Here is a 26,304-nt window from a genome sequence, read left to right on the forward strand (position 1 = left end):
AGTGTTTTTAAGAACTTTTTAGTATAATTAGTTTAATCTTTATTTTTGCATATTTTTGTGCTTATAATAGAGGTATAGAGAAAATAAAAGAGGAGACTAGAAATGATAGGTATTATTTCAACAGCTTACTTTACAGTTAAAGATCGTCAAGATATTAAAACTGTAAAAAAATATTGATGAAGAAATATGGTTATTCAACATCTTAAATATAGAGGAAAATTTTTCATAATTGCAACAATAGGTTATGGAAAAGCAAATGCTGCAATGGCAATTACTTATTTAATGGAAGAATATCCAACTTTAGAAACAGTTTTAAACATAGACTTAGCTTTATCAACAAATGATAAATTTGATACAACAGATACAGTTATGGCAACTAAATTTATTTATAGAGATGCTGATTTAACAGTATTTAAAGATATTAAATATGGACAAATCGTACACGAACCAGAAGCTTATACTTTTAATACAGAATTTGTAACACAAGTTAAAAACTTTAAATTAGGTGTTTCAGATGGTATTGTTGGTACTTCTGATATGTTAATTTATAACTCAAAACAATTTAAAGAAATGGTTGACAAATATGGTCAAACTATTGATGTAATTGATACAGAAGCTGGAGCATTAGCTCAAATTGCTAAAAAATCAAGTGTTAACTTTGTTGCAATGAAAATTATGTACAACAATGCGTTATCACCATGAGACAATGATCCATTACATAAATTTAAAATTTATGAAACAGCTAATACTTTAAAATATTTATTAGCAAGATTATTTAACTTATTATCTTCAAAATACATAATTGACTTTACAAAAAATACAAATGATGAGTTAGAAGTAATTCATGAATTATTTGAATTATCTCATGATGAATGAGTGGCGTTATTTAAAAGTAATGTTACATCAATTATTTCTGGTTTAGGACCATCATTGATGTTAGTTGATAAAAAAGCATCAAAACCTGAGGCTCTTGATATTGTTGAAGTTTTAAAAAGTAAATTAGATGATGAAGGACCAAGTAAAATTATTTTAGGAGAAGATGAATGAAAAAATGCTCCTAAAAAATGATTACGTAAAATGATGTTCTTAACAAATATTTCTGTAAATGATGATGAATTATTATGAAATAAATCAGCTAAATATGATCTTAAATCAAATAAAATTATTTCAATTGAAGAAGTTGCAAGAGCAGTTTCAAAAGTAATTGCTGATCGTTCACAAGATAAATCAGCTTATACTTATGATGGAGCAACAGTTCTTAAAAAACATTTACTTGTTTCAGTAGATGCTCCAATTTCATTCTATATTACTCATAATGTTACACATGAGTTTGTTGAATGTCCTAAACAAGGATCACAATTAGTTGCAAATGAATTTATGAAATATTTAAATGAACAATTAGCAGAAGTTGAATCTCCTTTTGCTAAAATAGTAGTATACTGTAAAGTTCCTGCAGAAGGTGTTGCAAAACTTCCAGTTATTATTACAACTAAATCAAAAGCTAATCAAGCAGTTGTATTTGAAGGATACTCAAGTAAAGATCAAAAAACTTATACAGTTGTTGATATTACAAGAAATGATTACGACCCATTGAAAGTTGGATCATTCAAAGTTACAGTTCGTTTGAAAAACTTATAGTCATAAAAATAAAAATCACTTCTATAGTGATTTTTTTATTTTTTAATATAATAGTAATTTAGTATATACTATTTTTAGTAAGGAGTGTTTTTTAATGGCCAAGAAAAAAAATAAATTATTTTTTGAAGAAAATGAGAGTATAACTCATATCTTAGAAGATTTATTAGATTTATCTTTACTAAAATTTGATGATAATGAAAATAAAATAAATACTTTTAAAGTACCTGAAATAAATCAAAATAAGGCTGTTACGTTAAATACTACTCGTGCTGTTACTAATTTAAATAAAAATGTTTTTAAAAAAGAACCTATGGTACCAACACCAGAAGTAATAGATTTGCATTCAATAATAGAAAAAGCCAGACAAAAAAATAATAAATTTATAAAGGAAACTGGAATTTCAAACTTTATTGAACCTGAACAAGTTATTCTTGAAAAAGCAAAAAAGCAAGGAAAATCAGCGTATGATTCAGATATATTAAGAGAATTAATATTGGAGAGACAAAAGAAAAAAAGAGAATTAATGGGTTTATCAAGTATAATAAATAAAGCAAAAACAAGAAAATAAATTTTATTTTTTTTATTATTTTTTTAAATAAATTAGTTTTAAACATTTTTTTTGGGGGGGTGAAACAATGGAAAATAATTTGAATGATAAAATTGATGATATTCAGGAAGCAACTCAAGAAATTCTTCAAGACGATATTGTTGAATTTCAATCAAGTGAGGAAAAAAAATCTATTAGTAAATTAGCAAAGGAACTAAATAAGGGTGGAAATATTGACGGTGAACTTTTAAGTAATCTTGAAAATAAAATTATGTCTAAAAGAGAACAAAAATTGCTTGTTCAACAATATTTTAAAACTAAATTTATTAGAGATATAGCTAAAATTATTTTAGCAGCTTTTTTAATTACTATTACATTTGACTACTTTATTACTCCAACTGGAAGAGCAGGTCTTTTCCCAGCTGGTGCAGGAGCAATTGCACGTTTTTTTGCAACTTTAACTTTTCCTAATCAAGATCAAGTTCAATTACAATCGTCATTTTATTTTATTTATTATTTTGCAATAAATATTCCTCTTTTTATTTTTGGATATATTAAACTAGGAAAACGTTTTACATTTACAACATTTATTTTTATAATTATGCAAATTGGTTTTGACCAAATTATTCAAAATATTCCTTTTATTAACCCAAGAGAGTTTAATTTACTTGTAAATTATCAATTAATTGGGTCAATGCCTGGTTCATGAAATACAGGTATATGATTGTTTGTATTTGCTGCTTTAGGTGGCTTTCTATTAGGATTTTCATATTCAATTGTTTATAAAATTGGTTCATCTACAGGTGGATTAGACTTTTTAACTGTTTTTTTATCAAATAAAACAAATAAACCAGTAGGTTCATTAAATAGAAAAGTTAATTTTATTATCTTAGCAATCGTTATTATTTTAAACACTGTAATTATTCCAATGTCACTTATTAATTCTGATATAAAAATTAATATTCTTCAAAGTGGAAACTATTATCAAGATAATAGTTTATTAAAATCAATGTGAGATTATGCAATTGAAAATGGAGCTTTAATAGGAGATAAAAATAGTTATCAATGAGATCCAGTATTTGAAGCTTGATTTTCTAATATTCTTAGCCAGGATAAGACACTAAATCCTGAAATTGCAAAAAACTTATTTGACGGTTCAGCAGCTCTTGCAAAAAATCAATATGAATTTTTAGTTCAATTTGTTTGTAAACAAGGTTACGGAGATGATTTAGTTAATATAAATCAAGGATTAGTTTGACATATTAAATTTTTATTTATTTTTGGACCATCATTATTTGCTTCTTTTTCACTAGTAATTTTTGCAGGAATATCAACTAATGTTTTCTATCCAAAATATACAGTAAGAACATATATGATAACAACAAATAATCCCAAAAAAATTAATAAAATGTTATTAGAAAATGGTTTTCAAAATGATATTTTAAACTGAGATAGTATAAATAGAATTAATGGAAATTATCTACATAGAAGTGTTATTATGGTTGCAATGTCTGTTATGGACTGAGATAAAATTGAAAGAGAAATCTTTATGATTGATCCACAAGTTAAAATAAATGCCATTATAACAAAAAGTGTACGTGGATTATTTAATTATGAGATTAAAAAGAATGATGAAAGAGATGTTATTAGAACGAAAATTGAAAAGAATGAATTAGAATTAGAAAAAATTCGTCAAATTGCTATTGTTCGAGCTCAAAAAGAACATGAAAAATTACATAAGAAAAGTCAAAAAAGAAAGTCAAAATCTAAAAAACAAGAGAATAATGATAAAAAAGATTAATTTTTTTAAAGAAACTAGTAAATTTATTAAATTTATTAGTTTTTTTGTTTATAATTATGATTATAGTGGTGATTTAATGAAAGAAGAAAATCTTAAAAAAATTATTTATGAAATGTTAGATCTTAAATTAACAGAAATAAGAAAAGAATTTACTAGAATTACTTTAAAAGATTTATACTGTTATTTAAAAGATGTAATATTTAAAAACAATAAAATAGTTGATTTGAATGATTTATCGTTCTTCATTATGAACATTAAAATTAACAAAGTATTTGAGTATCTAAATATAAGTGCAATTTTAGATAAACATAATTCAATTGAAACAGATTTAAAAATTATTTTAGAAAGATAGTGGTTAACTTGAATAACAAGGAAAAAAATATAAGCAAAAAACCTAAGAAACCAATTGTAAAAAGTTTTGCTATATTAATAATTATTTGTTCTTTGGTATTAGGGATTGTTTTCTCTAATTTAAAATTCTCAGAAAATATTAAGTTGGGTTCAGACTTTAAAGGTTATTACTCAGCTCTTGTTTCAGTTGGGAATTTAAATGAAGATGAATCAATTAATGGTCAACCAAATGGTGATTCAAATGAAGGTGCTAAAGCTTTAAATGAACGTTTAAATCCAATGGGAAATAATCAAATAATAATAGAAAAAGCTGGTAAAAACTTCTTAAAAGTTTTATCACCTGTTGATGCTTATCAAAATGAAACAATTTTTAAAAACCAAATTCAAAAAAATGGTGGAATTGTTTTATTAGATTCTACTGAAAATAAGTATACTGACTTACAAATTTCAGCTGAAGAAAGCAACAAAATTGAAAGAAAAGGAATTAATGATTACTTTACTGGAGCAACATCAACTTTTATTAATGAATCAAATTCAAAAAACCCTGCAATTTCATACTCATTAAATGGTGATAATTTTAAATCATTATTCCCAAAAGCTGAAGAGGGTGGAGCAGGTGAAACTCGTGAAGAAGGTACTTTACCTTTATTCATTCTTTTAGACGCTGATGGTTTTTATAATGATATAAGAAACTATTTTAATTTAATTAAAGGGAACAAAAAAGATAGAATTGAAGAATTTTTTAAAGTTATAGTTGATCCTTTAAGAACATTTTATGACGCAACAAATACTTCTACAAAAGTTAAAGAAGTTTTATATGACTTATTTTATGGTCAATGAACTGAAAAAACTAGTTCTGGAATTAATACTACTTATAGAGGGTCTTTAATGGCTAGAAGAAATGGTTCAAATGATTCTCTAAGAGATGCAAATTCTTTTTTAGAAGTTGTTGACTCATTTAATTATTTGGCAGAAACATCAAAATATGTTTATGATTCAAATGCTGTAACAAAAGATTTTGAAACTGGTGGAAGATATTCACAAAATGTACAATTATGAAATTCTTCAAATACATTAACAGAAAAATATAAAGTTAATGAAATATTTTCTTTAATTAATCCTGTACTTTTAAATTTTGTAAGAACAAATCAAATACTTTTTAATGAAACTTATGCAAATAACTTAGCAACTAATTATTTCTTATTTAATGGAAATGTTACTGAATCAAACTCACAAAATTCTAATGGATATATCGATGGAGAGAAATTAATAACTAAAGTTGATTCTGAAGCGAAAGCTAGAATTGGAGCTTCATTATTCAATGCTTCTGGTAAAGGTTTTGTCTTTACAGTTAACTCTGTTGCAACTATTGATGGAAAAGTAACTAAAATAATGTTAATCTCATCACTAGTATTTATATTAATTATTGTTTTATGTCTAGTTATCTTTATGGGATTCTTCTACAGATTACTTGGTTTATTTTCAATGATAATTACATTATCAATTATAGGCTTGACTTTATTGTCACTATCATGATTTAACTTAGCAGTGGGACCAGAAACAATTATTTGTTCATTTATTTTAGTAGGGTTAAATATTGAGATTTTCTCTTCATTATTTGAAAATATGAAGGAAAGTTATTATTTAAAACAAAGGGGATTAAAAACTAGTTTTAATATTTCTATTAAAGAAACTGTGGGAATTGCTTTAGATCTTGTTGTTGCTCTATTAGTTCCAGCAATGTGTATGTTCTGAATTTCGTCAAATGCAATTATTTCAATGGCAATAATGTTAGCAATGGGGTCATTCTTTACAGTTTTATTTACAATAGTAGTAGGTGTAATTCTATTTAAATTAGTAATTAATTCTCAGTTAATTGCAAATAAATCATATTTATTTGCTTTAAACACAGATTTTGCTTCTCAAGGTAAATTCTTTATTAATTATAAAATTAGAAAAATAGAATCTAAAATTGCTAAATTAAACTCAAATACTAAAACAATTGATAAAGAATTAATTTCAAAACTTGAGAATAATTTGAAATCTTTAAATGAAAAGTTAAAAGAAATTAATCTTAAAGATATTGAAAAAAATAATAAAAAGCAAGAACTATCTAAAGCTAAATTAAATAAAAAAATTGATTTAATTACACAAAAAATAGCTAAATTAAATTCTGAAAAAGATGCAAAAAAAATTCAAGCATTGAATTTTAAAGTGAATGAATTAATCTTTGTAAGAGATGATAATACTCAAAATATTCTTGAAGAAGAAGGGCAAATTATTACTTCAACAAATGAAAAATTAAAAATTAAAACAATTGAAAGAAACATAAAAAATGGAACTAAATTTGTTTCATTATTCGGAGTAATTCTACTAGCAGTATCACTTGCTTTTGGATTATTATTTGGTTTACGCTTTGATAATACATTTGGAGGAAGAACTGATTATACTTTATGAGGTGATAATACTTCAACACTTTATTTACAAATTAAAGAAGAACGTTTTGAAGATACAAGTAATGGTAGTGCAGATAAGTTAGAAAAGATCTTTAATTTTAAAGAAGATTTAATTCAAAAACATGAGGACTTTATAAGTAATAACAGTGGTGAACGTGAAGCAATTAAATTAGATGAAACAAGAACAGTAAGTGAATTTTTAAACTTTGCATTTGAAGATAGTTTCTATATTAATTATTTGGCTCAAAATTTCTCAAATAATAAATCATATAAAAGTAAAAGTTATTCAGTTTCTTACGGAGATAAATTTATATTTAATGATTCTTCTTCAATTACAGATATAAATCAAAATTGAATCACAGTTACAGTGTTTACACAAGATTTAAAACAATCAGCAATTATTAAAAAAATGTTTAATAACTTAGGTGTTGATAAAAATTCAAATTCAACTTCAGGTAATGGATTTATAACAAAAGCTATTAAACCTGCAACAATGCTTTGGTCAATTAAAGAAATAGCAATTTCTGTATTAACAATTATTGGTGCATTAGTTATTTATATTCTTATTAGATTTAAATGAACATATTATATAGCAATGATAGTTTCAATAGTTTTAGCACCATTAGTAGTAGTAGCAGCAATTACTGCATTACAAATACCTTTAGGAAATGTAGCAATTATTGCAATAGTTGGTTCAATATTCTTTACAATTATTTCTTTATTCATAATTTTTGGTAAAGCAAGAACTTTAATTGCTTCAAAAGATGAAAAATCATTAATTAACTTCTTTAAACAAGAAATTGAAATTATTTATGATACAAAATCAGTTAAGAAAAAAATGAATGATGAGCTATTTAATCTTAAAAATGAAATGAGATTAAATATTAAAACTAATAATCTGCCAAAAGAAGAAAAGAAAAAATTAAAATTAGAATTTAAAGAAATTAAACATAATAAAAAAATAGAATTTAAAAAAGTTAAAAAAGCTAATAAAATAAAAATAAATAGAGTTGCAAAACAAAATAACTATTTATCTGAAGTTTTAGTAAAAACATTTAAATTTGGATTAGTAAGATGTTTATTATTAATTTCTTTATATACAATTCTTGGAGTTGTATTAGCTGCGTCTATGTCAAGTATCTGATCATTTGGAACTTCAATGATTATTGGAACTGTTATTTCAAGTGTGTTTGTATTATTTATATCATTACCGCTATGAGTAGTGTTTGAGCAAATAAGAATAAGAAATCAATTAGCAAGAAAACGTTTCATAAATGGTTTATATGTTTCAAATGAAGAACAAATCATAGAAGGAATAAATGATTAAGAGGTAAGTAAATATGGATATAAATAAATATATTCTAGATGTTCATAATTTCCCAATAGAGGGAGTTACTTTTAAAGATATTACTCCTTTATTAAATGATAAGGATGCATTTAAATATGTAATTGATAAAATGGTTGAATATGTAAAAGAGAAAAAAGCAACTGTTATAGTAGCTCCAGAAGCAAGAGGTTTTTTACTTGCTTCTGCAGTTGCATATGCTGCTAATTGCCGTTTTGTATTGGTAAGAAAACCAGGAAAATTACCAAGAAAAGTAAAAGATGTTGAATATGTTCTTGAATATGGTAAAGGTCATATTCAAATGCATGTTGGAGATTTAAAAGAAAATGATAATGTTGTTATTGTAGACGATGTATTAGCGACTGGTGGTACTATGAAAGCAATTGTTGAACTTGTTAATCAAGAAAAGGCAAAAGTTGGTGGAATAGTATTCTTAGCTGATTTATCATTTCTACATGAACCAGACTTATTTAAAGAGTTTGATTCAAAGAGCTTAATAACTTATTAGTATAATAAAGACAAATATGATAATATTTGTCTTTTTTTATATTTAAAAAATTGGGGTCAAGCTTAGTATTATTAACTTAATTTATATATAATATAGTTATTAATAAAATATTAAAGACAAGGGGAATTTTATGCAGTCAAGAGCCTCAATGAGCGAACAAGAATTTAATTTTATTGAATGTCGTGATGTCGAAGTTCTTGTTTCAGAAATGAAAAAATATATTAAAAATAAAAAGCTAATTGATGAAGTTAAAAGAGCATACTTTTATGCTGAAGAAAAACACAAAAATCAAAAAAGAAAAAGTGGAGATCCCTTTATAATTCATCCACTTTCAACTGCATATTATTTAGCACAATGAAGAATGGGGCCTAAAACTATTATTGCAGGTCTTTTACACGATGTAATTGAAGATACACCAGTTACTTTTTCAGAAATTGAAGAATTATATGGTGTTGAAGTTGCAGATATTGTTGAAGCTGTAACTAAAGTAAGTTATTTTACTAAAGAAAATCGTGAGCAGATGAAGGCTAATTATTTAAGAAAATTATTCTTGTCAATGATTAGAGATATTAGAGTTATTATTGTAAAAATTGCTGACCGTATGCATAATTTACTAACTCTTCAACATATGAAACCAGAAAAGCAAAAAATTATTGCTAAAGAAACATTAGAAATTTATTCAACAATTGCTCACAGAATTGGTATGAAAAATGCTAAAAATCTTTTAGAAGACTACTCTTTTGAATATTTAAATCCAAAAGAATTTAAGAGAGTTAAAAGTCTTTTAGAAGAAGATAAAAGTACTAGAAAAGAAATTATTGACGAAATTATTGCTGAGGTTAATAAAAAATTAAAATCTGGTGGTATTTCTAATGCTATTATTTTTGGTCGTTCAAAAACAATTTATTCAATTTATAGAAAATTAACTCAATTCGGTAAATCATTTAGTGATATTCACGATGTTTTAGCAGTTAGAATTATTACAGAAAAGCAAGATGATTGTTATAGAATTCTTGGATGATTACATGAATTATTTACGCCATTATCGGGGAGATTTAAAGATTATATTGCAACTCCAAAAAATAACTTGTATCAATCATTGCACTCAACATTAGCAAGTAAGGATGGAGTTATTTTTGAAGCACAAATAAGAACCTTTGAAATGGATGATATTGCAGAAAATGGTGCTGCTGCCCATTGAAAATATAAAGAGGGTGAGAAAAATATTGATATTGCTGAAAAGCAAAAAGAAATTGATTTAAAAGTTGATATGTTTACAAGATTAATGGATTTAGAAAAATTAGCATCAGAAGCTGCAGAGTTAGATTACGAAGAAGAATCACAAAAAATTGACTTAAGTGGTGAAGTTGTTGAAGAAGCTTTTAAATCTGATTACTTAGCACCAATGATATATATTCTAACTCCTGATGGTAATGTTGTTAACTTACCATTTGGATCAACTGTTTTAGATTTTGCATATAAAATTCACACTGAAGTTGGAAATAAAACTATTGGAGCTAAAATTAATGGGGTATTTTCTCCATATAACTCAACTTTAAATTCAGGAGAAATGGTTGAAATTCAAACCTCAAAAGATACAAATCCTCATGAAAAATGATTGCGTTTTGTTAGAACTTCAACTGCTCGAAGAGCAATTGAAGATTATTTAAATGCTGAAAAAATAAAAGAAGAAGCTAAAGAACAAATTACCAATCAAAAAATTATTAGAAATGTTAAACGTGAAGTTGATCGTTATATTATTGCACATAATTTAAAATGACAAGTAAAATCAATTGAAGAAATTCAAAAAAAATTAAATGTCTTAGATTATAAAAATATTGATGATTTTTTATTATCTGTAGGAAACGGTGATTTTTCAATTCCTGAAGCAGTTGAAATTGTTTATGTTTCAAAACAAGAATTAAAAGACATTGAAGTAATTAATGATATGAAAACTAGAAAATATAAATCAGCTAAGGGAAGAGATGACTTAAGAATTAATGGAATTGAAAAAGTTAATTGTACTCTTGCACAATGTTGTTATCCAGTTCCAATTGAACCAGTTACTAGTTTTATGTCAAAAACAAAAGGAATTCAAGTTCACAGAAGTGATTGTTTAAATATTACCAATATTAAAAGAGTAAAGAACTTATTAGAAACAGAATGAATTGAAGCAAAAACAGTAGATAGACATTATAATGCAAAAATAAGAATGACAACTTATGATAGACCAGGAATCTTATTAGATATTATTAATGTCTTTAATGCTCAAAGAGTAAATTTAAATGAAGTTAAAGTAATTTCTCAAGAAGAAGATTATTCAGGAAAAGGAAGTATGATTATTAGTGTAAATAGCGCTGAACAACTTATTGTTATCTTAAAATCTCTTTCAGAAATTCCTGGTGTTATTTCAGTAACAAGAGCAACTTCTTCTGAAAATCCAATGGCTTAATTATATTTTTTGATACTAAATATAAAATTAAAATACTTTTATATCATAATTAAAAAAATTTTTAGAATTAAAATTTCTTAATATAAGTTTCCTTGTATATATTAAAAAAAATATACAAGGATTTTTTTTTTTTTTTTTTTTTAACCTTAAATAATAATTGGTGTATTGTCTATATTTAATTTTAAAATATGAATTTATATTTATTTATAAATATAAATTTTGTTTTATTGATCTTTAACTATATTTTATAAAAATTTTTTTCTTTTAAAAAATCTTTTTATAATTCTTTATATTTTTTTATTTTCCTTTTAAGATAAATATATGATTATTGAAATAATCAAAGGAGATAGTTATGAGAAAACTTTTAAATTTATTAGGGGCAGTTGGACTAGTTGCAACAACTAGTGCAACTGTAATAGCTTGTGGACAAGATCTTGAAAAACCTGAAGTTACTATTGAAAAGGTTATAGAAGATTTTAAAGAGGATGTAAATCAAATAGTTCAAGAACATATTGCTGAAATAAGTAAAAATTTTTTTCTTGTAGATCAAGAAAATTCATTGTCTTTTTTTAATAAAGAAAAATTTTCAAGTTATATGGGATCAAATTCTGAAAAAAATGCTGATGACTCTATAAGAGAAAGCATTATTAAAGATTTTAATAATATAATTGAGTTAAATTTATTGAAATATAAAATTGAACTTTTGCAAAAAAAAGAGAAATATTCAACAATATTAGATAACATAAACGTTTTTAATGGAGTGACTTTAAGTTCAAATGAAAAAATAAATTTAGCAACTAAAATTTCAACGGTCACTCAGGATAAAATATGATTTGGAACAACCAAATTTAGTTATTCAGTTTCAGTTAATTTTAAAAATAAAAAAGGAGTAATTGAGGAGTATAAAATATCAGATATTGATGCTTTAATTTCTTTAACTGATAATCAACAGATAGGTGGAGAAATTCAAAAAATGTATTCTAGTATATCAGAAAATTTTATTAAAAATGAAATAAGTAAGATTTATACGGAAAATCTAATTTTGAAGAATAAAACATATTTAGAAAATGTTGATGAAGAGATACTAGATTACTTAAATAGTAATAATTATATATTGAATTTTATTAATTTTGTCAAATCAGATTTTGGTGTTGAATTAAAAATGTCTAGTAATGTTGCTATTAAAGAGTTAGTAACAACTGCTTCTTATAGAAGCAGTACAGTTAAGTTTGATGATCAGTCAGAATTAGACTTTCAAAAAAGTTTTAAAGATTTTTTATTTGAGGATGGAAAAAAAATTGAGCAATTTATTTCTTCTACTCAGGAAAATTTTGAAAAAGAAATGAATAGTAAAATTGAGGAAAATTTAAATAAAATTAATAAAAATTTATGAAATGATCCAAGCTTAGAAAAATCAATTAATTCAGTATTTAAAATGAGAATGGTTAAAGTAAAAAGTATGACTTATAAAATTGAAGAAAATAATTATATTGATATACCTGATATATATTTAAATTTATGACAGGTTAAGGATAAAAAAGTATCTCGAAGAGAAGAAATAAATCAAGATATAATAAAAAATATTAAATCAGCTAGAGAATCATTTATAAAAACATATGGAATTGAGGATAAAAAAATTCCTAATCTTGACACGTACTTTTTTAATTATAAAGGTGATTCAAAAATTATTAATAAATGAATTAATGAGTTAAATATTGTAAATAAAGCTGAAATAAGTGAATATGTAAATTTAACTCATAAAGAATTAATTAATGATAGAAATAAATTTTTAAAAGAATCTAAGCAAGATAATTTTCAATTTGATATATGAACACATCTGGATGGTGGTTTGCTGTATAAACCATTAATAAAAATTAATAATAAAAAAATGGATTTAGGTACACATAATTCTAGCATTTCATCATTTTACTATAATGTAATATTTGAACTTGATTACTTTAAGATTAGTTTGGAAACATTCAAAACTACAAATAATATTACATTGTTTGTTGAAGCATAAGAAATTAGTTTATTAATTTAAAATAATAAAGGTCTGTATTTGCAATTAAAATATTCAAAAAAATTATAAAAAAAATAAATTGCAAAGAGAGTTTAAAGTGTCTTTAAACAAAGCTTTTATCTTAATCAAAAAAGGAATAGTATCAACTATTCTTTTTTTTTTTTTTTTACTTAATTGCTTAAAATGTGACTATTGAACAAATCCAAATTAATTATTGATACAAAAGATGAAGGATAAATAGAAAAGTTTTTACTTGCTTTTTTTAGATAAGTAATTACTTTTCAATGTCTAATTTAACTTGATTATATTTATTTATAAAATTAAAAAATCATAATTAAAGTAAAAGATAATTTAATTATGATTAAAAATAATGCTCCAATAATTAAACCAAAATATAAAGTTTCAGAATATTGTGTAGGGCAGTTTGTTATTAATTTGCTGAGGAATTAATAGTTGGAAAATAACATAGACAAAAATTAATTTTATATCAAAATGAAAATGGAATCAAAAATATTTTAATTGCAAAAAATTTATCATAAATTTTAAAAATATTAGTAATTTTGATACTTCATGAATAATTAATAAAAATCAGGTCTATGAAATGGATTCCAATGGAGCTGGTAAATCTATATTTATCAACGAGTTTTTAGGATTTAAACTTGATTTACACCAAATTACAATTGACGGCAAAGATACTTTTACAAAAGTAAAAGAAATAATTTATATTGCAAGTTAATTTGACTCTATGATTCTTTAACACAAAGATGGTTTATTTAAAGAGTATTGCAAATTAAAACAAGAACTAAATTATTAATTTGATCAGAGATTATTGGATTTTCTGAATTAGGTCCAAGTATGAAAATAAAAAAATATCTAATTGTATAAAACAAAAGGTTACTATAATTGTTGCAGAAATCCATAAATCAAAATTTTTTAGTTTTAGATGAACCAACAAGGGGATTAAATGTAACCATTTTAATTCAATTTTATGATCTACTTTTATAAGATTATTTGAAAAACAAGTAACATTAATGCTACTTTGTCTAATAAATGCTTCAGTTAAAACATGATAATTTTGGCTGTGCTCTATGATATTTCATTTTGATCATCAAGCTTAAATGTGTAACTAGGTTTAGATATAAATAAAATTTTATTAAAGAAAATAATATTATGTCAAATATTTTTCTCATTAATCCAACCTTATGTTAGAACACAAATAATACTTGCAAAATATATTTTTTTAGTTTTAATTATGACTTGCTTATATTTGCCTGATTTCAATATATTGTTAATAATTGGTGCTTTTCCATGATGAAAATCTGAATTTTAGTAATGTTAACAACAGAAAATAAATCTTTAAAAGAATAACTAACTATGTAGGATTGCAAGTTCTTATCACAGAGATTTTTTCATATGATTATAATAGTAAATTAGTTATATCTAGTATAAGTGAGATAATTGTAGCTAATATTAAAGCAAACTTTTATATTGAAGCAATTCAATTAAAAGTAGTTAATATAGCGATTTATTGATATTAATAACAAATATAGTTTCAAAAACCTTTAATTTGACATAAACATCAACTTATTTATTGAAAATAATATTATTTAGTATTTAGTGTATATGATGAAAAATATTTTTAAAGCAGTAATTATCATAATATCTAAAACCTTGAATATTTTAGTATTGATAGTCTTAGAAATATGGTATAATTTTATTAATAAAACGAGGTATACATGAAAAAGGAAATGATTTACTTACCAATTGAAGAATTTGTTAAAGCAAACCTGGATTTCAATATTGCTTCAAATAGAAAAGAATCTGAATTTGATTTTAATTTTACAAGATGAAAAACAATGATTTTTTCAAGTCAAAAGTTAAAATTTGTTTTAAAATATACACAATCTGTTTTGCATTGATTAAGCAAAGTTGCAGATGTTAAAAATTTTAGTGTTTCAATTGATACAACAACTGTTGATAGATTTAATTTCTCAATTTATGAATTTGATAACCATATCTTTAATTGCTCACTTTTTACTAATTTTTATTTAATTCCAGAAGGTGACTGATCAAATAAAATATTTGAAATGCATTTTTCAAAATATGACTTAAAAAATGGCAATTTAATTGTTGAAGAAGAAACAAATTTTTGAAAGGGAGAAGCTGGCTTTGAAAAATTTGTAAACATGTTATATGCAATTATTAAAGAACCTTATAAGTTTGAAAAGGTGTCACCAGTTCAATGACAAGTTGATTTTAAAGATAAAAAAGTATCAAGTTCACAAATTAGAATGCAAATTTCTTCTTTAGTTGAAAAAGGTGTTAGACCAGAAGACCCATATTTAACTATAGAGCAAGCTATGAAAATAGAACAAGGTGCAAATCCCGAAGTGGTTGCACAAGAGGCAAAAGCTGAAAGCGATGCAAGAGAAGTAATAAACCCAATTTGAGATGAGGGAATTGCACAAGAAGAAAAGTACTCTGATATAAACCTAGCAATGGCAAAATCTAGAGGAATAACAATAAATAATAATAAGAAAAAGAGAAGATAATATGTTATACATATTATTTTTTATTTTAAATTTTTGGTTGTTTTTGGTTGTTTTTTATCTTTTTTGGAATATTATATTATTGAGGTGAAAGAATGATTAGAGAAGAAAGACTAAAGTTAATTTTAGATTTTGTCAATGAGCAAGATTATTGTTCAAATGAAAAAATATCAAAACATTTAAATATTCCTTTCACCACTCTAAGACGAGATCTAACAGATCTTCACAATGAATCTAAATTAAAAAGAGTTCATGGAGGAGCAAAGACCATTAGAGAAAAATCAATATTAGAAGCATTTTTAGATGAAAAATTACTTACTAATATTGATGCTAAAAAAAATATAGCAAATAAAGCATTAGCTTGTATTAAACCATTTGAGACTATCTTTTTAGATGCAGGCTCAACAACTTTTTTTCTAGCAGAGATAATAAAACCAGAATTAAATAATAAAATTTATACAAATTCTATTATTAATGCTCAGATTTTAGCAAAAAATGGTATTAAAGATATTAATTTATTACCAGGAAAATTAAAAATATCTACAAGAGCAATATGTGGTGTTGAAACAATATCGGCATTATCAAAATATAATTTTGATTTAGCTTTTATAGGTATTAATGCAGTAGACAATGAATTTAATTTTTTTACAACAGATGAAGACGAGGCAGAAGTTAAAAGAATAGCTATTAAAAATTCACAATTTTCATTTGGTTTAGCAGATACATCAAAAAATAACTCTAAATCACTTGTGAAATTTAGTGATAAATCTCAAATAGCACTTATTAATGAAGAGGTATAAAAATGATATATACATTAACTTTAAACCCCGCAATTGACCATATTGTTTTAGCCAATAAAAAAGTAGAATTAGGTGTAACTAATTATTACACTGATGAATATAAAGTTATTGGAGGAAAAGGAATAAATGCAGGAATTATTTTAAAAAATTTGCAAGCAGATATTCAAGCAATTGGAATTATGGGTCAAGATAATAAAGATATTTTTTTAAATAAATTTAAGGAAATAAATTTAAATAACAATTTTTTTGTTAATGAAGGATCAACTAGAGTTAACTATAAAATTAAACATTTAGAATCAAAACAAGAAACAGAATTAAATGGAATGGGATTTAATACTAAAAAAAGTGTTTTGAAAGATTTGGTGCAATATTTAACAGTTAATTTACAAAAAGAAGATATTGTTATGTTAACTGGAAGTGTAGCAATTGGTATTGATAAGGATATCTATAAACAAATTGGAAAAATTGCAAATCAGAAAAAAGCTATTTTAATTTGTGATGCTACAAATGAACTTTTAAAAAATGTTTTAAAAGAAAAACCTTTCTTAATTAAACCTAATCTTGAAGAAATTTGTTCAACATTAGGAATTGAATTTAATGAAAATATAAGTTTTGAAGAAACAAAAGAATTAATTAAGAAATTAAGAAAATTAGGAGCTCAAAATGTATTACTAAGTATGGGCTCACAAGGAAGTTTATATTTTGATTCAAATAACGATATTTACAAAGTGGGAATTGCAAAAGGAAAACTTGTAAATTCAGTTGGTGCAGGAGATAGCATGTTAGCTGGATTTGTTTATGGAAAATATAAAAATCTAAGTATTGAAAATACGCTTCAATACGCAGCAGCTAGTGGAGCTGCAACTGCTTTTAACGAATGACTTGCTTCAAAAGAAGAAATAGAAAAATTAGTTTCAAAAATTGATGTTAAAAAAATATAATAGGAGGTTCACATGGAATTAAAAGATTTATTTAGTAAACAAATAAGTTTCTTTAATGCTGATTTAAAATCAAAAGATGAAGTTATTGAATTTCTTTCTAATAATTTAGAAAAAGAAAAATATATTAAATCTACTGATGATTTTAAAGCAGCTGTTTACAAAAGAGAATCTGAAGGATCAACTGGGGTTGGTGATGGAATTGGTATTCCTCACGTTTTAAATCCTACAGTTCAAAAATCAGCAATTGCTTTTGTAAAACTAAAAAATAAAGTTGATTGACAATCACTTGACGATCAACCAGTTGATTTAGTATTTATGATTATGACAAATGGAAAAGATGGCAATGAGCATTTAACTGCTCTTGCAGATTTATCTGGTTTCTTAATGAAAGCAGAAGTTCAAAAAAAACTTAGAAGTGCTAAGTCAATTAAAGATGTACAAAATGCTTTAACAAAAGAAGAACAAAAAGTTGAAAAAGTTGAAAAATCAGGTAGCTATGATGTAATAGGTATTACAGCATGTCCAACAGGAATTGCTCATACTTATATGGCACAAGAAAAACTTGAAGAGTATGCAAAACAAAAAGGTTTAACAGTTAAAATTGAAACTCAAGGACGTAGAGGAATTGAGAATAAGTTAACACAAGAAGATATAGATAATGCTAAAGTTATTATTTTAGCTCATGATAAAGCTCTTGAAGGACTTTCAAGATTAAATGGAAAAAAAGTAATTGATACAAATACAAAAGAAGCAATTTTTAAAGGTGATCAATTAATTGAAAAATATAAAAAGGGTGAAGGTTTAACTGAAGTTAAGGCTTCGTCTGATTCATCAGAAGTAAGTGAATTTACAATGAGAAAATTCCTTGATATTAAAGGTAATTTACTTGGAGGAATTTCAAGAATGTTACCATTTGTTGTTGCAGGGGGAATTATATTAGGAATTGCTTTCCTGATAGATTTTGCAGCAGGGAATGGAAATGCTGGTGGAGAATTTGGAACAATTAATCCAGCAGCTGGTTGATTTGCAGCTATTGGAAAAATATCAATGTCTATGATGGTACCAATATTAGGAGCATTTATTGCATTCTCAATTGTTGGATCGCAAGGATTAATGCCAGGAATGGTAGCAGGATTATTTTCTTCAAATATTTTAGGATTTGGTTACGCTTATGATGGAGATGGTAATCCAATTATGAATGGATGAAGTGGGCTTTGAGCAAGATTAATTCCAAAGAATTTACAAGGATCAGAGTCAGGTTTTATTGGAGCAATTATTGGTGGTTATCTTGCAGCTTTATTAGTTGTTGGGTGATCAAAAGCTATGCTAAAATTCCCTAAAGGATTACAAGGGGCTAGAGATATTGTCTTTATTCCAGTGTTATCATTATTATCAATATCATTAACAATGTTTGTTATTAATATTCCTTTAGGATTTATAATGGGTGGTATAAGTCTTGGTATATCAGAATTAGCTCAATTAAACTTATTATGATTAGTATCAATCTTAATTGGATTTATGATGTGTGTTGATATGGGGGGACCAATTAATAAAATTGCTTATTCATTAGGTAATTTAGCAGTTGGTGGTAAATTAGTTACAGATATTAATGCTGCTGGAAATGCATTTAATGACCAAACAATCATTATGGCATCAGCAATGTTAGCAGGAATGTTACCTCCATTAATGGTAGCAATGTCAACAATTATTTTCCCAAGAGCTTGAACAGCAAAAGATAGAGATGCTGCAAAAGCTAACTGATTAATGGGAGCATGTTTCGTTTCAGAAGGTGCAATACCATTTATGGTTAAAGATCCAAAAAGAGTTGCAGTAAGTGCAATGGCTGGTGGAGCATTAATTGGTGGATTAGTTGGAGCATTAAAAATTAAATTACTTGCATCACATGGTGGGGTATTTGTATTCCCACTACTAAGTTCAAGTTATTTAGAAAATGGTTCAATGAATGGTGGTTCAATTGCGTTAGGAGCTGGATCAGCTGTTCTAATTGTATTAGGAGCAAGTTTTATATCTGCTATGATTTTAGGATTATGAAGAACTGCAGATATTAAAAATGGTAAATTAACTCTTGATGCAACTAATGGAGTGAAAGAGTCTATTTTAGAAAAAATTGAAAGTGTAAAAAATAATACAAAAATTAATAATAAAGAAGAAAAATTAACACTTTTAAATAAAAAATTAGATAATTATAGTGCTTTTGAAACAGAATTAGCAACTAAACAAAAAGCTTATCAAGCAATTCTTGAAGAGAAACATAAACAACGAGAAGCAAGAAAAGCAAATAAATAATTAATAAAATAAAAACCCTAATTAATTAGGGTTTTTATTTTTCTCCTTTTAAAAAAAGTGTAAAATATAAAGGTTAGAGGTGAAAATATGATTCAAAAACCTAGAGGCACAGAAGACTTAATTGATTTAAAAGTAAGAGAATATTTTGCTTTGGAGATGATTATTAGAAATGTTGTTGATTCATTTAATTATAATGAAATAAAAACACCAATTTTTGAGAGTTTAGAGTTATTTAAAAAGGGTGTTGGTGAAGAAACTGACATTGTTTCCAAAGAAATGTTTACATTTGCAGATAGAAAAAATAGAGAATTAACTCTAAGACCAGAAGGAACAGCACCAACTGTTAGAGCTATTTTGGAAAATAAAATGTATATAAACGAAAACTTACCTTTAAAATTGTTCTATTTTGGTTCAATGTTTAGATATGAAAGACCTCAAGCTGGAAGAAATCGTCAATTCAATCAATTTGGTATTGAAGTTTTTGGTCCAAAAACACCAGAAATTGATAGTGAAATTATTTGTTTATCTTCAACAATTCTCAATACAATTGGAATTGAAGAATATACAATTCACTTAAACTACTTAGTAAATGGTGAACAAAGAAAACAATATATTAGTGATTTGAAAAAATATTTAAAACCTAAATCACTTTGTGATGATTGTAAAAAAAGAATTCAAGTTAATCCTTTAAGAGTTTTAGATTGTAAAATAGATGCTAATAAATTTGATGATGTAATTGATATGAAAGATTATTTAAATCAAAGTGATAAAGATTACTTTCAAACTTTGATTGACAATTTAAATAATATTGGAATAAAACCAATTATTGATAAAAAACTAGTAAGAGGATTAGATTACTACACAGGTTTTGTTTATGAAGTAAAAGATAAAAAAGGTTCAACATTACTTGGTGGGGGAAGATATGATGAGCTTGTAAAGCAATTGGGAAATGTAGATTTACCTGCATCTGGTTTTGCAATTGGTATGGAAAGATTATTAATTGCCTTAGAAGAAGAAAAAATTTATATTTCTGTGCCTAATAGTTTAGATGCATATATTATTGCTTTAAGCGAAAAAGCTAAGCAATTTTCAAATATACTATTGTTAATGTTAAGAAAAGCAGGTTTAAAAGTTGATTTTGATTTTATGAATAGAAGTATGAAATCTGCTTTTAAGCAATCAGAAAAACTAAATTCTAAAAATATTATAATTATTGGAGATAACGAACTAAAAGAAAATAATGTTATAATAAAAAATCAATTAACAAAAACAGAAAAGAAAGTTGCATTTGATAAAATAGTTGATGCACTTGTTGGAGAATAAAAAAATGAAACGTACGCACACATGTGGAGAACTTACAATAAAAAACATTAATCAAAAAGTAATTCTACAAGGCTGAGTTAAGAAAGTAAGAAAATTGGGAGCAATGAATTTTATTGATCTTAGAGATAGATATGGAGTAACTCAGCTTGTTATTGATGAATCAAAAAACTTGGAAAATATTAAATCTGAATATGTTTTAGAAGTTGAAGGAATGGTTATTGAAAGAAAGTCAAAAAATTTAGAAATTAAAACTGGTGAAATTGAAATTAAAGTTGAAAAATTAACTGTAATTAATAAGTCTGAATTAACTCCTTTTGAAATCAAAGATAATATTGAATCTCAAGAAGATACAAGATTAACTTATCGTTACTTGGATTTAAGAAGAGAAGTAATGCAAAAAAATTTACTTACAAGAAGTAAAATGAATCAAACTATTAGAAATTATTTTTTAAAAAATAATTTTATTGAAATTGAAACACCAATTTTTGGAAAATCAACACCAGAAGGAGCAAGAGACTTTTTAGTACCTTCAAGATTAAACGAGGGTAAATTTTATGCCTTACCACAATCTCCACAACTTTATAAACAATTATTTATGATTTCAGGGCTAGATAGATATTTTCAAATTGTAAAGTGTTTCAGAGATGAAGATTTAAGAATAGATCGTCAACCTGAATTCACACAACTTGATATGGAAATGTCTTTTGCAAATGATCAAGATGTTATGAAATCAATTGAACAATTAATTAAAAAAATAATTTTTGATATTAAAGGTATTAAAATAAAAAAACCAATTAGAAAAATAACTTGAAAAGAATCTATGGATAAATATGGAAATGATAAACCCGATTTAAGATTCGGTTTTGAAATTGAAACTTTAAATTATTTATTTAAAGATACTGAAATCCCATTATTTTCTAATATTGAAAATAAAAGCATTAGAGCAATTTGTATTAATTCAATGTTAACTAAAAAAGATCTTGAAGAATTAACAGAAGTTGCAAAACAAAATAGTGTTAATATATTAGCATTTGCAAAATATGATTTAAATGATTGAACAGGTTCTATAGGTTCAAAATTATCAGATTTTGAAAAAAAAGAGCTAATAAAATTATTTAAAATTAAAAATGAATCAACAATCTTATTTGTAGTAGATGAATATTTTAGAGCAAGTCAAGCAATGGGAGCAGTTAGAAATAAAGTTGCCAAAATTTTAAATTTATTAGATCAAGATATTATGGAATTAGCTTGAATAATTGACTTTCCATTATTTGAGTTTTCAGAAGAAGAAAATCGATTTGTTGCTGCGCATCACCCATTTACAATGCCAGCTGATAAAAGTTTAGAAGATTTTGATACTAATAAGGAAAATGCCTTAGCAAAAGCATATGATATAGTTTTAAATGGTTTTGAAATTGGTGGAGGAAGTCAAAGAATAACAGACCCAAAAATTCAACAAAGAATGTTTGATGCTATTGGCCTTAAAAAAGAAGAAATCGATACTAATTTTGGTTGGTTCCTTAATGCATATAAGTATGGCGCTCCATATCATGCTGGATGTGCTTTAGGATTGGATAGAATTTGTATGCTACTAACTAGCTCTGAAAATATTAGAGAAGTAATTGCATTTCCAAAAAATTCATCAGGAATAGATAATATGACAAATGCTCCAGATAAAGTTTCAACTTTACAATTAGATCAACTCCATATAAAGTTAAAATAATCCCTAAAGGATTATTTTTTTAATAAATTAATTTTATAACATATAAGTTATAATTCTACTATATAAAAAATAAGGAGAAAATTATGATGTCACTTAAATTTCAATTAATATATAAATATTTTTTTGGTCTTTTATCTTTCTTTACAATTTTTTCATATTATATATGAAATATAGTAACAGCAGGAGAAGTTAATGGTGTTTATAAAGGTAATTATGAATTATATACAATAGAATATTTTACAACTTTTACATTACTTTCAAATGTTCTAGTTCAATTTTGATTTATATATGCAGCAATTAATTATAAACAAGAGGGTAAAACAAAAATTTTAAGTCATACAACAGCAAATTCATTTGCAACAATTATAACTGTTACATTAATTGTTTATAATGGAATTTTAATTCCAGTTGATGGTTTTCCTTCACATCCATTTAGTATATTTGTAACACTAATTGATCATGCTCTTGTTCCATTAGCTTTTATCCTATATGTAAATTTATTTATGAGTAATAAAGAAAAAATTAGTCTTCAAAATTTCTTTATTAATAAATTTTGAATTCAATTTGTTATGGTTTTATCTTACTGTATATTTGCAATGATTAGAGGGGAATTAAGATTTAATTCAGGAGATTATTATTTTAATGAAAGTGAAAATGTTAACTTGTTATATCCATATTTCTTTTTAGATGTTCATCATGTTGGACCTGGGGGAATTCCTGGAATTGGATGATTCTTTATTGCTTTTTTTGGAATAATAGGATTACTTGTTGGATTTAGTTTTTTATATAACTTTATTAATAACAAAGTAATTGAAAAAGAATATTATAAAAAAATAAATACTATTACTTAAAACTACTTAAAAGTAGTTTTATTTTTAATAAATGATTTGTTGTTAATTTATAAAATATTTATTAATATGATAAAATAGAAAAATGATTATGAAAAGAGAATAGTTTAAATGCTTAAAAGAAAATATAGAAATATTAAAGGGTATTATACTTATAATTTAATTACTGGAATTGTTGCTTTTTTGTTTTCATTTTTAACTTTATTTTCTAAATATATTATTAGTTTAAATTTTAAAGATGAAAATAAAACTGAAGTTATTGTATATAATAGTTTTGGTAAATACTTAATGGGAGCTTATCACACTGAATCAATTGATATTATTTTTAATACAAATATAGCTTTATTAAAAATAATGTCCATTTCTTTAACAAGTATTTTTATTATATTTACAGCAATCTTTTTTATAAATAAATCAATCAAAAAACCTTTTTTTACATTGAAAAAATTGAATAATATATATGTATTTTTAACTATTATAAATTTAATTAGTATTATAATTATTAAATCAATTATGATATCACAATTTATTTCCATAAATAAAACTTTAAATAATCATATTCTAATCACAAATATACCTGATTATCTTTCAGCAAATATGGATTTAACGATGTTCATAACTATGAGTGTTGTATCAATAATTATTACTTTATCTGCTTGTTTATTTAATATTAGTGTTTTAAAAATTTTGAATGGTTCATTTAAAAAAGAAAATGATAAAAATAAAATTAATTAATTAATTTTATTACTTAAAAGTGTAATTCATGAGAACTTAATTTAAATATATTAATATTAGATGATTATTGGTATATAATAATAAGAGTGTTAAATTACACATCTTTTGATAGCGTATTATTATTGCCTTTAAAAGAACTAAATAGAAAGGCAATGAACTTATGGGATTTGATAACAAAGATAACTTTAGAAGATCAAGAAGCGATGGACCTCAAAAACAAGAGGGAGATCGTGATCGTGGCGGAGATCGTGATCGTGGTGGAGACCGTGATCGTGGTGGAGACCGTGGCGGAAGATCAGGTGGATTTGGTGGTCGTGGCGGTGGACGATCAGGTGGATTTGGTGGTCGTGGTGGAGACCGTGGCGGAAGACCTAATGGTGGATTTGGTGGCCAAGCTGGAAATTCAGGAAGAATTGAAAACTTTGAAAAACCTCTTTTAGAATTATTAAAAGAAATTAATGAAAAGTTAGACCTTCTATTAAAAAAATAATTTACTTAAAACTTTCAATTAGAAAGTTTTTTTTATTCTCATTTTTTATTTTTAGTTTAAAAAGAATAGATATCAATTTTATAAAAATAATTTTACATTACAACTGATAGCAGTACTTATATAAACTTATAAATTTTATTTCAGTAAAAATTTTTTTATTCAAAACAAAAAATTAATTTTATATACAAATTTAAAATTAATTTCTATATCTCTATTGGAAAGAGTATTAGATTTTTCCATGCTAGGATTTATTTGAGTTAAGATTTTATTTAACTTATTAAATAGTAGAAATATTTCATATTTCTTATAAAAATTTATTTACAGCAGCTTGCCTTATTAAAATTTTAAATATTAATTTTAGGTAGGTTGGGTGGGTTTGAGAATGAAAGGTTACATATATGATAAAATTATTAAGTCTTATAGGAGCACTAGGAATTTCTTCTTCTACTGTTGCACCAGCTATTATTATTCAACAAAATAGCAATAATATTATTTCAACAGATATTGAACAAGGTTCAATGAGAATTGATGTAAAAAATGAAAAGCATTTTGACAAAGATGGAAAAATAATACTTGGTACAAGAGATTATAAAGAAGTATTGATAGAAGCAATTGATAAACAAAGAGCTTTTAATAAAGAGAATAATGTTTCAAATTTTGATATTACAGATAGTATAACAAGATTTCCAGGAACTGCTGAAAATGGAAAAATAAGAGTTGGGCGATCATTGAAAGAATTAGTTAATGCTAAGGAATATGAAGTTCTAAGCATGGAGGTTACTATTGCTAAATCAGATAACTCTGGAAATTATAAATATGGAATTAATTTTGAAGGTTTAGCTGATGGGCGATTAGTTACTGGGGACCTATATGGTTATCAGTGAGACCAAGGTTTTGCTGATTTTCAAATTAAACCAGGTTACGTTATTACTCTAATAACAGAATATAAAGTAAGTGAAAGAATTGATCATACAGATAAAATGTTTAATTCAAATATTTACTTACCAGATTTAGGGATAAAATTTACAGCCTTACAAATAATTGAAATGTTTAATTATGAAAAAGGGGATTTAAATAAACAAGCAATTACTTATATAAATTCAACAAAAAATACAAAAATTGATAGTATTAATTCATTAAAACTTTATAAAGCAATTAAAAAAGATAATTCATTTGAAAAAGGAGAAGCAATTTTAAATAATACAATTATTGATGAAGAGTATTTCTTTGTTTCTTTTGAATCAAAAGATGCTATTGGAACATTTAATATGTTAGTTCATAAATAAAAATGCTTTAGAAAAGGATTTATATATAAATCCTTTTTTATTTTTTTGTAGATATATTTTAAAGAAATGTTAGAAGGAAAGTTGTTATTAGTAAAGTTATCAAACGAGACAATAATATATAAAATTAAATGTTTTTTATGAAACTTTTAAATGTTAATTATGATAGTATCTTATTATAAAGGGG

Annotated in this window: 19 protein-coding genes; all 19 read left to right on the forward strand. The window is 24.8% G+C overall.

Translation table 4 applies throughout. The annotated features are described in order from the left end of the window. Positions 1-102: 102 nt before the first annotated feature. The 19 genes from fib (at position 103) to SCANT_RS02040 (ending at position 26,120) form a co-directional block, all read left to right on the forward strand. Positions 103-1,638: a cytoskeletal motor fibril protein Fib gene (gene fib, locus SCANT_RS01955; protein WP_053946045.1), complete on the forward strand. Its 1,536-nt coding sequence runs from the start codon at positions 103-105 to the stop codon at positions 1,636-1,638. 94 nt (positions 1,639-1,732) lie between these two features. Next, positions 1,733-2,206 carry a hypothetical protein gene (locus SCANT_RS01960; protein ID WP_053946046.1) on the forward strand — a complete coding sequence of 158 codons (474 nt, stop codon included), beginning with the start codon at positions 1,733-1,735 and terminating at the stop codon, positions 2,204-2,206. A gap of 67 nt (positions 2,207-2,273) precedes the next feature. Continuing rightward, a complete protein-coding gene (locus tag SCANT_RS01965) occupies positions 2,274-3,986 on the forward strand; it encodes a YitT family ABC transporter (protein WP_053946047.1) in 1,713 nt (570 codons plus the stop codon). Continuing rightward, entirely contained in the window at positions 3,970-4,338 is a 369-nt protein-coding gene (locus SCANT_RS01970; protein WP_158500847.1) for a hypothetical protein, read from the forward strand. The genes SCANT_RS01965 and SCANT_RS01970 overlap by 17 nt, the downstream gene beginning before the upstream one ends. Before the next feature lie 8 nt (positions 4,339-4,346). After that, positions 4,347-8,120, forward strand: coding sequence for a protein translocase SecDF, variant type (locus tag SCANT_RS01975; protein WP_053946049.1), 3,774 nt, complete (start codon positions 4,347-4,349; stop codon positions 8,118-8,120). 13 nt (positions 8,121-8,133) lie between these two features. Further along, a complete protein-coding gene (locus tag SCANT_RS01980; RefSeq protein ID WP_053946050.1) occupies positions 8,134-8,646 on the forward strand; it encodes an adenine phosphoribosyltransferase in 513 nt (170 codons plus the stop codon). A 130-nt stretch (positions 8,647-8,776) separates the two neighbouring features. Beyond that, the gene (locus SCANT_RS01985) at positions 8,777-11,098 is read left to right on the forward strand and encodes a RelA/SpoT family protein (RefSeq protein WP_053946051.1); all 2,322 of its coding nucleotides are present in this window, start codon (positions 8,777-8,779) and stop codon (positions 11,096-11,098) included. 352 nt (positions 11,099-11,450) lie between these two features. Beyond that, complete coding sequence (locus tag SCANT_RS01990) at positions 11,451-13,118, forward strand: lipoprotein (RefSeq protein ID WP_053946052.1); 1,668 nt, start codon at positions 11,451-11,453, stop codon at positions 13,116-13,118. A gap of 601 nt (positions 13,119-13,719) precedes the next feature. After that, positions 13,720-13,854: a hypothetical protein gene (locus SCANT_RS05550; RefSeq protein WP_268794790.1), complete on the forward strand. Its 135-nt coding sequence runs from the start codon at positions 13,720-13,722 to the stop codon at positions 13,852-13,854. Positions 13,855-14,854: 1,000 nt separating this feature from the next. After that, positions 14,855-15,670: a hypothetical protein gene (locus SCANT_RS01995; protein ID WP_053946053.1), complete on the forward strand. Its 816-nt coding sequence runs from the start codon at positions 14,855-14,857 to the stop codon at positions 15,668-15,670. Between the two features lie 92 nt (positions 15,671-15,762). Continuing rightward, positions 15,763-16,467, forward strand: a complete 705-nt coding sequence (locus tag SCANT_RS02000) for a DeoR/GlpR family DNA-binding transcription regulator (RefSeq protein ID WP_053946054.1) — start codon at positions 15,763-15,765, stop codon at positions 16,465-16,467. A 2-nt stretch (positions 16,468-16,469) separates the two neighbouring features. Further along, positions 16,470-17,408 (forward strand): 1-phosphofructokinase, encoded by a 939-nt coding sequence (locus SCANT_RS02005; protein WP_053946055.1) that lies wholly within the window; start codon positions 16,470-16,472, stop codon positions 17,406-17,408. A gap of 12 nt (positions 17,409-17,420) precedes the next feature. Further along, the gene (locus SCANT_RS02010) at positions 17,421-19,715 is read left to right on the forward strand and encodes a PTS fructose transporter subunit IIABC (protein WP_083434198.1); all 2,295 of its coding nucleotides are present in this window, start codon (positions 17,421-17,423) and stop codon (positions 19,713-19,715) included. Between the two features lie 87 nt (positions 19,716-19,802). Further along, entirely contained in the window at positions 19,803-21,038 is a 1,236-nt protein-coding gene (hisS, locus tag SCANT_RS02015; protein ID WP_053946056.1) for a histidine--tRNA ligase, read from the forward strand. Between the two features lie 4 nt (positions 21,039-21,042). Then, a complete protein-coding gene (gene aspS / locus SCANT_RS02020; RefSeq protein ID WP_053946057.1) occupies positions 21,043-22,761 on the forward strand; it encodes an aspartate--tRNA ligase in 1,719 nt (572 codons plus the stop codon). A gap of 83 nt (positions 22,762-22,844) precedes the next feature. Continuing rightward, positions 22,845-23,612 carry a hypothetical protein gene (locus SCANT_RS02025; protein WP_083434199.1) on the forward strand — a complete coding sequence of 256 codons (768 nt, stop codon included), beginning with the start codon at positions 22,845-22,847 and terminating at the stop codon, positions 23,610-23,612. Positions 23,613-23,720: 108 nt separating this feature from the next. Beyond that, complete coding sequence (locus SCANT_RS02030) at positions 23,721-24,344, forward strand: hypothetical protein (RefSeq protein WP_053946058.1); 624 nt, start codon at positions 23,721-23,723, stop codon at positions 24,342-24,344. Positions 24,345-24,547: 203 nt separating this feature from the next. Further along, positions 24,548-24,784: a hypothetical protein gene (locus SCANT_RS02035; protein ID WP_158500848.1), complete on the forward strand. Its 237-nt coding sequence runs from the start codon at positions 24,548-24,550 to the stop codon at positions 24,782-24,784. Positions 24,785-25,232: 448 nt separating this feature from the next. Beyond that, positions 25,233-26,120, forward strand: coding sequence for a hypothetical protein (locus SCANT_RS02040; RefSeq protein ID WP_053946060.1), 888 nt, complete (start codon positions 25,233-25,235; stop codon positions 26,118-26,120). Positions 26,121-26,304: the final 184 nt, after the last annotated feature.

This window comes from Spiroplasma cantharicola (assembly GCF_001281045.1).
GTDB classification, from domain to species: Bacteria; Bacillota_I; Bacilli_A; order Mycoplasmatales; family Mycoplasmataceae; genus Spiroplasma_A; species Spiroplasma_A cantharicola.